Origin of the sequence: Citrobacter sp. wls826 (assembly GCF_005281245.1) — a bacterium.
Lineage (GTDB): Bacteria > Pseudomonadota > Gammaproteobacteria > Enterobacterales > Enterobacteriaceae > Citrobacter > Citrobacter braakii.
Map to the genome: position 1 here is coordinate 1 of NZ_SZWS01000052.1, position 10,806 is coordinate 10,806.

Here is a 10,806-nt window from a genome sequence, read left to right on the forward strand (position 1 = left end):
TGCAGCCTAAGAAATTAGGCTGATGGCTGGTGACTTTTTAGTCACCAGCCTTTTTGCGCTGTAAGGCGCCAGTAGCATTTCACACTGTTTGACTACTGCTGTGCCTTTCAATGCTTGTTTCTATCGACGTCTTAATATACTGCGACAGAACGTCAGTTCTGTGTAAATCGCAATGAAATGGTTTAAGCGTGATAGCAACAGGCATTGCGGAAAGTATTCGATTTTCCGGTCAACAAAATAGTGTTGCACAAACTGTCCCTTCGTCGGACAGATGGGTCGACTTGTCAGCGAGCTGAGGAACCCTAATGGTTTACTCCTATACCGAGAAAAAACGTATTCGTAAGGATTTTGGTAAACGTCCGCAAGTGTTGGACATACCTTATCTCCTTTCTATCCAGCTTGACTCGTTTCAGAAGTTCATCGAGCAAGATCCTGAAGGGCAGTATGGTCTGGAAGCAGCTTTCCGTTCCGTTTTCCCGATTCAGAGCTACAGCGGTAATTCCGAGCTGCAATACGTCAGCTACCGCCTTGGCGAACCGGTGTTTGACGTTCAGGAATGTCAGATCCGTGGCGTGACCTATTCCGCACCGCTGCGCGTAAAACTGCGCCTGGTGATCTACGAGCGCGAAGCGCCGGAAGGCACCGTAAAAGACATTAAAGAACAAGAAGTCTACATGGGCGAAATTCCGCTCATGACAGACAACGGTACCTTTGTTATCAACGGTACTGAGCGTGTTATCGTTTCTCAGCTGCACCGTAGTCCTGGCGTCTTTTTTGACTCCGACAAAGGTAAAACCCACTCTTCGGGTAAAGTGCTGTATAACGCGCGTATTATCCCTTACCGTGGTTCCTGGCTGGACTTCGAATTCGATCCGAAGGACAACCTGTTCGTACGTATTGACCGTCGCCGTAAACTGCCTGCGACCATTATTCTGCGTGCACTGAACTACACCACTGAGCAGATCCTTGACCTATTCTTTGAGAAAGTTGTTTTCGAAATTCGTGACAACAAGCTGCAGATGGAACTGGTGCCGGAACGCCTGCGTGGTGAAACCGCCTCCTTTGACATCGAAGCTAACGGCAAAGTCTACGTCGAAAAAGGCCGTCGCATCACTGCGCGCCACATTCGCCAACTGGAAAAAGACGATATCAAACATATCGAAGTTCCGGTTGAATACATTGCTGGTAAAGTTGCGGCTAAAGACTACGTTGACGAATCTACTGGCGAGCTGATCTGCGCAGCTAACATGGAGCTGAGTCTGGATCTGCTGGCTAAGCTGAGCCAGTCTGGCCACAAGCGTATCGAAACGCTGTTCACCAACGATCTGGACCACGGTCCTTACATTTCTGAAACTGTACGTGTCGACCCAACCAACGATCGTCTGAGCGCGCTGGTAGAAATCTACCGCATGATGCGCCCTGGTGAGCCGCCGACGCGTGAAGCTGCTGAAAGCCTGTTCGAGAACCTGTTCTTCTCCGAAGACCGCTATGACCTGTCTGCGGTTGGTCGTATGAAGTTCAACCGTTCTCTGCTGCGCGACGAAATCGAAGGTTCCGGTATCCTGAGCAAAGACGACATCATCGAAGTGATGAAGAAGCTCATCGATATCCGTAACGGTAAAGGCGAAGTCGATGATATCGACCACCTCGGTAACCGTCGTATCCGTTCCGTAGGCGAAATGGCGGAAAACCAGTTCCGCGTTGGCCTGGTACGTGTTGAGCGTGCGGTGAAAGAGCGTCTGTCTCTGGGCGATCTGGATACCCTGATGCCTCAGGATATGATCAACGCTAAGCCGATTTCTGCAGCAGTGAAAGAGTTCTTTGGTTCCAGCCAGCTGTCTCAGTTTATGGACCAGAACAACCCGCTGTCTGAGATTACGCACAAACGTCGTATCTCTGCACTCGGCCCAGGCGGTTTGACTCGTGAACGCGCAGGCTTCGAAGTTCGAGACGTACACCCGACTCACTACGGTCGCGTATGTCCAATCGAAACGCCTGAAGGTCCGAACATCGGTCTGATCAACTCCTTGTCTGTGTACGCACAGACTAACGAATACGGCTTCCTCGAGACTCCGTACCGTAAAGTGACCGACGGTGTTGTAACTGACGAAATTCATTACCTGTCTGCTATCGAAGAAGGCAACTACGTTATCGCTCAGGCGAACTCCAACCTGGATGACGAAGGCCACTTTGTAGAAGATCTGGTTACCTGCCGTAGCAAAGGCGAATCCAGCTTGTTCAGCCGTGACCAGGTTGACTACATGGACGTATCCACCCAGCAGGTGGTATCCGTCGGTGCGTCCCTGATCCCGTTCCTGGAACACGATGACGCCAACCGTGCATTGATGGGTGCGAACATGCAACGTCAGGCGGTTCCGACTCTGCGTGCTGATAAGCCGCTGGTTGGTACCGGTATGGAACGTGCTGTTGCCGTCGACTCCGGTGTTACCGCAGTTGCTAAACGTGGCGGTACCGTCCAGTACGTGGATGCTTCCCGTATCGTTATCAAAGTTAACGAAGACGAGATGTACCCGGGCGAAGCAGGTATCGACATTTATAACCTGACCAAATACACCCGTTCTAACCAGAACACCTGTATCAACCAGATGCCTTGCGTATCTCTGGGCGAACCGGTTGAACGTGGTGATGTGCTGGCAGACGGTCCGTCCACCGACCTCGGTGAACTGGCGCTCGGTCAGAACATGCGCGTGGCATTCATGCCATGGAATGGTTACAACTTCGAAGACTCCATCCTCGTATCTGAGCGTGTTGTCCAGGAAGACCGTTTCACCACCATCCACATTCAGGAACTGGCATGTGTGTCCCGTGACACCAAGCTGGGGCCGGAAGAGATCACCGCTGACATCCCGAACGTGGGTGAAGCTGCGCTCTCCAAACTGGATGAATCCGGTATCGTTTATATCGGCGCGGAAGTAACCGGTGGCGACATTCTGGTTGGTAAGGTAACGCCGAAAGGTGAAACCCAGCTGACGCCAGAAGAGAAGCTGCTGCGTGCGATCTTCGGTGAGAAAGCGTCTGACGTTAAAGACTCTTCTCTGCGCGTGCCAAACGGTGTTTCCGGTACGATTATCGACGTTCAGGTCTTTACTCGCGATGGCGTAGAAAAAGACAAACGTGCGCTGGAAATCGAAGAGATGCAGCTGAAGCAGGCGAAAAAAGACCTGTCTGAAGAACTGCAAATCCTCGAAGCTGGCCTGTTCAGCCGTATCTACGCTGTGCTGGTTTCCGGTGGTGTTGAAGCTGAGAAGCTCGACAAACTGCCGCGCGATCGCTGGTTAGAACTCGGCCTGACCGACGAAGAGAAACAAAATCAGCTGGAACAACTGGCTGAGCAGTACGACGAACTGAAACACGAGTTCGAGAAAAAACTCGAAGCGAAACGCCGTAAAATCACTCAGGGCGACGATCTGGCACCGGGCGTGCTGAAGATTGTTAAGGTTTATCTGGCGGTTAAACGTCGGATCCAGCCTGGTGATAAGATGGCAGGTCGTCACGGTAACAAGGGTGTAATCTCTAAGATCAACCCGATCGAAGATATGCCACACGATGCTAACGGTACGCCGGTAGATATCGTGCTGAACCCGCTGGGCGTACCATCGCGTATGAACATCGGTCAGATCCTTGAAACCCACCTGGGTATGGCTGCGAAAGGTATCGGCGATAAGATCAACGCCATGCTGAAACAGCAGCAGGAAGTCGCGAAACTGCGCGAATTCATCCAGCGTGCTTACGATCTGGGTTCAGATGTTCGTCAGAAAGTTGACCTGAATACCTTCAGTGATGAAGAAGTTCTGCGTCTGGCTGAAAACCTGAAAAAAGGTATGCCGATCGCAACGCCAGTGTTCGACGGTGCGAAAGAGTCTGAAATCAAGGAACTGTTACAGCTGGGTGGCCTGCCGACTTCCGGTCAGATCACACTGTTCGACGGTCGTACCGGTGAGCAGTTCGAGCGCCAGGTTACCGTTGGCTACATGTACATGCTGAAACTGAACCACCTGGTTGATGACAAGATGCATGCGCGTTCTACCGGTTCTTACAGCCTGGTTACTCAGCAGCCGCTGGGTGGTAAGGCTCAGTTCGGTGGTCAGCGCTTCGGGGAGATGGAAGTGTGGGCGCTTGAAGCATACGGCGCGGCATACACCCTGCAGGAAATGCTCACCGTTAAGTCTGATGACGTGAACGGTCGTACTAAGATGTATAAAAACATCGTGGACGGCAACCATCAGATGGAACCAGGCATGCCGGAATCCTTCAACGTACTGTTGAAAGAGATTCGTTCGCTGGGTATCAACATCGAGCTGGAAGACGAGTAACTCTCGATCAAACAGGTCACTGGTGCTGGCGTAACAGCCAGCGCCAGATTGTGCTAACTCCGACGGGAGCAAATCCGTGAAAGATTTATTAAAGTTTCTGAAAGCGCAGACTAAAACCGAAGAGTTTGATGCGATCAAAATTGCTCTGGCCTCGCCAGACATGATCCGTTCATGGTCTTTCGGTGAAGTTAAGAAGCCGGAAACCATCAACTACCGTACGTTCAAACCTGAACGTGACGGCCTTTTCTGCGCCCGTATCTTTGGGCCGGTAAAAGACTATGAGTGCCTGTGCGGTAAGTACAAGCGCCTGAAACACCGCGGTGTGATCTGTGAGAAGTGCGGCGTTGAAGTGACCCAGACTAAAGTACGCCGTGAGCGTATGGGCCACATCGAGCTGGCGTCTCCGACCGCTCACATCTGGTTCCTGAAATCTCTGCCGTCCCGTATCGGTCTGCTGCTCGATATGCCGCTGCGCGATATCGAACGCGTACTGTACTTCGAATCTTATGTGGTTATCGAAGGCGGTATGACTAACCTGGAACGTCAACAGATCCTGACTGAAGAGCAGTATCTGGACGCGCTGGAAGAGTTCGGTGACGAATTCGACGCGAAGATGGGTGCGGAAGCAATCCAGGCCCTGCTGAAAAGCATGGATCTGGAGCAAGAGTGCGAAACTCTGCGCGAAGAGCTGAACGAAACCAACTCCGAAACCAAGCGTAAGAAGCTGACCAAACGTATCAAACTGCTGGAAGCATTCGTACAGTCTGGCAACAAGCCAGAGTGGATGATCCTGACCGTTCTGCCGGTTCTGCCACCAGATCTGCGTCCGCTGGTTCCGCTGGATGGTGGTCGTTTCGCAACATCAGATCTGAACGATCTGTACCGTCGCGTGATCAACCGTAACAACCGTCTGAAACGTCTGCTGGATCTGGCTGCGCCGGACATCATCGTACGTAACGAAAAACGTATGCTGCAGGAAGCGGTTGACGCCCTGCTGGATAACGGTCGTCGTGGTCGTGCGATCACCGGTTCTAACAAACGTCCTCTGAAATCTTTGGCCGATATGATCAAAGGTAAACAGGGTCGTTTCCGTCAGAACCTGCTCGGTAAGCGTGTTGACTACTCCGGTCGTTCTGTAATCACCGTAGGTCCATACCTGCGTCTGCATCAGTGCGGTCTGCCGAAGAAAATGGCACTGGAACTGTTCAAACCGTTCATTTACGGCAAGCTGGAACTGCGTGGCCTGGCCACCACCATCAAAGCCGCTAAGAAAATGGTTGAGCGTGAAGAAGCTGTCGTTTGGGATATCCTGGACGAAGTTATCCGCGAACACCCGGTACTGCTGAACCGTGCACCAACCCTGCACCGTCTGGGTATCCAGGCATTTGAACCGGTACTGATCGAAGGTAAAGCTATCCAGCTGCACCCGCTGGTTTGTGCAGCATATAACGCCGACTTCGATGGTGACCAGATGGCTGTTCACGTACCGCTGACGCTGGAAGCCCAGCTCGAAGCGCGTGCGCTGATGATGTCTACCAACAACATCCTGTCTCCGGCGAACGGCGAACCTATCATCGTTCCGTCTCAGGACGTTGTATTGGGTCTGTACTACATGACCCGTGACTGTGTTAACGCCAAAGGCGAAGGCATGGTGCTGACTGGCCCGAAAGAAGCTGAGCGTATCTATCGCGCAGGTTTGGCCTCTCTGCATGCGCGCGTTAAAGTGCGTATCACTGAATACGAAAAAGATGAAAACGGCGAATTCGTTGCGCACACCAGCCTGAAAGACACGACCGTTGGTCGCGCCATTCTGTGGATGATCGTACCGAAAGGTCTGCCTTTCTCCATCGTCAACCAGGCGCTGGGCAAGAAAGCAATCTCCAAAATGCTGAACACCTGTTACCGCATTCTGGGCCTGAAGCCGACCGTTATCTTCGCTGACCAGACAATGTACACCGGCTTTGCTTATGCAGCGCGTTCAGGTGCATCTGTTGGTATTGATGACATGGTCATCCCAGAGAAGAAACACGAGATCATCTCTGAAGCGGAAGCTGAAGTTGCTGAGATCCAGGAGCAGTTCCAGTCTGGTCTGGTAACCGCGGGCGAACGATATAACAAAGTTATCGATATCTGGGCTGCGGCGAACGATCGTGTATCCAAAGCGATGATGGATAACCTGCAAACCGAAACCGTGATTAACCGTGACGGCGTAGAAGAGCAGCAGGTTTCCTTCAACAGCATCTACATGATGGCCGACTCCGGTGCGCGTGGTTCTGCAGCACAGATTCGTCAGCTGGCTGGTATGCGTGGTCTGATGGCTAAGCCAGATGGCTCCATCATCGAAACGCCAATCACCGCGAACTTCCGTGAAGGTCTGAACGTACTCCAGTACTTCATCTCTACTCACGGTGCTCGTAAAGGTCTGGCGGATACCGCACTGAAAACAGCTAACTCCGGTTATCTGACTCGTCGTCTGGTTGACGTTGCGCAGGACTTGGTTGTTACTGAAGACGATTGCGGCACGCTGGAAGGCATCACCATGACCCCGGTTATCGAGGGTGGTGACGTTAAAGAACCGCTGCGCGATCGCGTTCTGGGTCGTGTGACTGCTGAAGACGTTCTGAAGCCGGGTACGGCGGATATTCTGGTTCCACGCAACACGCTGCTGCACGAACAGTGGTGTGACCTGCTGGAAGAGAACTCCGTTGACTCCGTCAAAGTCCGTTCCGTTGTATCCTGTGACACCGACTTTGGTGTATGTGCGCACTGCTACGGTCGTGACCTGGCGCGTGGCCACATCATCAATAAAGGTGAAGCAATCGGCGTTATCGCGGCACAGTCCATCGGTGAACCGGGTACACAGCTGACGATGCGTACGTTCCACATCGGTGGTGCGGCATCTCGTGCGGCTGCTGAATCCAGCATCCAGGTGAAAAACAAAGGTAGCATCCGTCTGAGCAATGCGAAGTCGGTTGTTAACTCCAGCGGTAAACTGGTTATCACCTCACGTAACACCGAACTGAAACTGATCGACGAATTCGGCCGTACCAAAGAAAGCTATAAAGTGCCTTACGGCTCCGTTATGGCGAAAGGTGATGGCGAACAAGTTGCTGGCGGCGAAACCGTAGCGAACTGGGATCCGCACACCATGCCGGTTATCACCGAAGTGAGTGGTTTCGTCCGCTTCACTGACATGATCGACGGCCAGACCATTACTCGTCAGACCGACGAGCTGACCGGTCTGTCTTCTCTGGTGGTTCTGGATTCTGCAGAGCGTACTGCGGGTGGTAAAGACCTGCGTCCGGCACTGAAAATTGTTGATGCTCAGGGCAACGACGTTCTGATCCCAGGCACCGATATGCCTGCTCAGTACTTCCTGCCGGGTAAAGCGATTGTTCAGCTGGAAGATGGCGTACAGATCAGTTCTGGTGACACCCTGGCGCGTGTTCCGCAGGAATCCGGCGGTACCAAGGATATCACCGGTGGTCTGCCGCGCGTTGCGGACCTGTTCGAAGCACGTCGTCCGAAAGAGCCGGCAATCCTGGCTGAAATCAGCGGCATCATTTCCTTTGGTAAAGAAACCAAAGGTAAACGTCGTCTGGTTATCACCCCGGTAGACGGTAGCGAGCCGTATGAAGAGATGATTCCAAAATGGCGTCAGCTCAACGTGTTCGAAGGTGAACGTGTAGAACGTGGTGACGTTGTTTCCGACGGTCCGGAAGCGCCGCACGACATCCTGCGTCTGCGTGGTGTGCATGCTGTAACTCGTTATATCGTTAACGAAGTTCAGGACGTATACCGTCTGCAGGGCGTTAAGATTAACGATAAGCACATCGAAGTTATCGTTCGTCAGATGCTGCGTAAAGCCACCATCGAAAGCGCTGGTAGCTCCGACTTCCTGGAAGGCGAGCAGGTTGAATACTCCCGCGTCAAGATTGCTAACCGCGATCTGGAAGCGAACGGCAAAGTGGGTGCAACATTCTCCCGCGATCTGCTGGGTATCACCAAAGCGTCTCTGGCAACCGAGTCCTTCATCTCTGCAGCATCGTTCCAGGAAACCACGCGTGTCCTGACCGAAGCCGCTGTTGCAGGTAAACGTGATGAACTGCGCGGTCTGAAAGAGAACGTTATCGTGGGTCGTCTGATCCCGGCGGGTACCGGTTATGCGTACCACCAGGATCGTATGCGCCGCCGCGCAGCGGGCGAACTGCCAGCTGCTCCGCAGGTGACTGCTGAAGATGCGTCTGCCAGCCTGGCAGAACTGCTGAACGCAGGCCTGGGCGGTTCTGACAACGATTAATCGTTGCTGACGCTAATAAAAAACCCGCTTCGGCGGGTTTTTTTATGTCGATGGATTTAAGATGTATTATGTTGATCGGATAAGGCATCAGCTGCCATCCGGCATGATGACGCCAGGCTTATGAGGCCTACGGCTTACGCCATCCGATCAGTTTACTGGTGGCAAGCGTCGATACAGTTCAATCATATCGCCTGCCAGATCCTGAATCACCATGGCATTCATCAGGTGGTCCTGGGAATGGACGGTGATGAGATTAACCGGTAGTTTGCCGGTACCTTCGTCAATTCCGATCAGTTGGGTCTGGATTTTATGCGCTTGTTTAACATACTCGCGAGATTCCATCATCGCGTGTTCTGCCCCGGCGAAATCACCTTTACGCGCCAGTTGCAACGCCGTCAGGGCTTGACTGCGCGCAGCTCCGGCGTTTACCAATAATTCCATGATGATCGTTTCTAACTCTTCCATGCCATCACTCCAGTAGTTTCAGCGCTTTGTCCAGTACCGCATCGCCTTTCATCATGCCGTAATCCATCATATCGATAACGGCGACTTTTTTTCCTAGCGGGTCGGCGAGCGCCTGCAGCTTGGCCTGTTCATACTTAACCTGTGGGCCGAGCAATACGATATCCGCAGTGGCGATATTCTCTTCAAACTCAGCCACCGGAACCGCTTTGATAGTGACGTCGACTCCTTTTTTCTGGGCGGCATCTTTCATCTTTTGCACCAGCATGCTGGTGGACATTCCGGCGGCACAGCATAAAACGATGTTTTTCATAAGCAGTCTCGATCAACATGTGTGGGTTGATAATTATCGCGAGCCAGCCGCAGCAACAACTGCTTTGCAACGATTGTGTGCAAGGCATCACAAAGAAAGTCACTTTTTCTGAAACCGGTTACAAAAAGAGGCTCAACCCTACGATCTGGCCCTGATTTGGCGATTGTTGACCCATTTATCATATGCAGGAATATATAATCACTGTTAATAAAGACATGTTATAAAAAACAGTATTGACAGCGTTTTTTAAACCCGTATGTTAATACTTAACAGCGGAGAAATTGTAGTTTGCTGTTAACGTAGTAAGTGTTAGTAGAGCTTGATTGGGGGTTGCGATAAAGGCCACGAAGTATTTTTGTATGGGATAGTCGATGCTGAAAACGCTATTTATTCACCTCGACAATGCTTTCAGGCCACGTAGTTGATATATCTAATCGCAAATAGTTAGTAAAACGCGACGATGTAACGCCATGATTTAATAGTAAATGTTTGCGGTTTCTGTTTTCTGGTTATCGCAAGGGAAATAAGGCAACGCATCAAAGAGTATATGTCGCGAGGGGAAGTGTACTTGTTTAGGTCACCAGCCTTGAGTTCTATTATCAAGCGGGTGGAATGTGTTTAACGGTAAATAGAGGACGGTTTTAGTTAGTATCAATATCCAATATTATCTGTAGTAAACGTGTACATTTTAAAGTAGTACCATCAGCAGTATTAAATCGTTAAGTTTATTAATGTTAAATTTGAAGTGTGTAGTAACTTAAAGCCCTGACTGCAATGGTCAGGGCTTTTGTTCATTTTAGATCAAGTTGTTACCTGAAATGCTCAACCGCGATGGTGTAACATTTCGGCGCTAATCGATTATTAAATAAATTAATGCTTGCTTATTGATTAGAAGTAAGTCTACTATAGCGACATCGGTTTGATACACAGACCTTATGAAAGCAGTTTTAGTAAAGCAGTTCTCAGTTCAAGCGTTATCCTCAGATACTCTTCTTCATGAGCCTCCTCCCTAAGTGCCCCATAAGTTAATTTCTGCAAAACAGGCCATCTTCGCTGCTTAAGCGGCTCAAAAATATGAAAGGAAGTATCTATGTCTAACAAAATGACTGGTTTAGTAAAATGGTTTAACTCTGAGAAAGGCTTCGGCTTTATCACTCCTCAGGACGGTAGCAAGGACGTGTTTGTGCATTTCTCTGCTATCCAGAGTAACGATTTTAAAACATTAGACGAAGGTCAAAAAGTGGAGTTCTCTGTGGAGAATGGCGCTAAAGGCCCGTCTGCTGTTAACGTTGTCGCGCTGTAATCGCCGATAATTTCACTAATGCTTACGATAGCGATGAAGGCCAGAGCCTGAGCAGTTAAGTGACAGTGAAGAAAAAACCCGCGAAAGCGGGTTT

The 10,806-nt window shown here is 51.0% G+C and carries 5 protein-coding genes; 3 read left to right on the plus strand and 2 right to left on the minus strand.

Annotated elements, in window-relative coordinates; genetic code table 11:
• Window positions 1–305: 305 nt before the first annotated feature.
• Together rpoB and rpoC are read left to right on the plus strand one after the other, a co-directional pair.
• The gene (gene rpoB, locus FDW87_RS12445; RefSeq protein WP_003033111.1) at window positions 306–4,334 is read left to right on the plus strand and encodes a DNA-directed RNA polymerase subunit beta; all 4,029 of its coding nucleotides are present in this window, start codon (window positions 306–308) and stop codon (window positions 4,332–4,334) included.
• 76 nt (window positions 4,335–4,410) lie between these two features.
• Window positions 4,411–8,634, plus strand: a complete 4,224-nt coding sequence (gene rpoC / locus FDW87_RS12450) for a DNA-directed RNA polymerase subunit beta' (RefSeq protein WP_016155301.1) — start codon at window positions 4,411–4,413, stop codon at window positions 8,632–8,634.
• A 147-nt stretch (window positions 8,635–8,781) separates the two neighbouring features.
• Here rpoC and FDW87_RS12455 read toward each other — a convergent pair whose 3' ends face one another.
• Window positions 8,782–9,099, minus strand: a complete 318-nt coding sequence (locus FDW87_RS12455) for a PTS lactose/cellobiose transporter subunit IIA (RefSeq protein WP_016155302.1) — start codon at window positions 9,097–9,099, stop codon at window positions 8,782–8,784.
• A 4-nt stretch (window positions 9,100–9,103) separates the two neighbouring features.
• Window positions 9,104–9,409: a PTS sugar transporter subunit IIB gene (locus FDW87_RS12460; RefSeq protein ID WP_016155303.1), complete on the minus strand. Its 306-nt coding sequence runs from the start codon at window positions 9,407–9,409 to the stop codon at window positions 9,104–9,106.
• Between the two features lie 1,090 nt (window positions 9,410–10,499).
• Here FDW87_RS12460 and cspA point away from each other — a divergent pair.
• Window positions 10,500–10,712 (plus strand): RNA chaperone/antiterminator CspA, encoded by a 213-nt coding sequence (gene cspA, locus FDW87_RS12465; protein WP_016155304.1) that lies wholly within the window; start codon window positions 10,500–10,502, stop codon window positions 10,710–10,712.
• The last annotated feature ends 94 nt before the right edge of the window (window positions 10,713–10,806 follow it).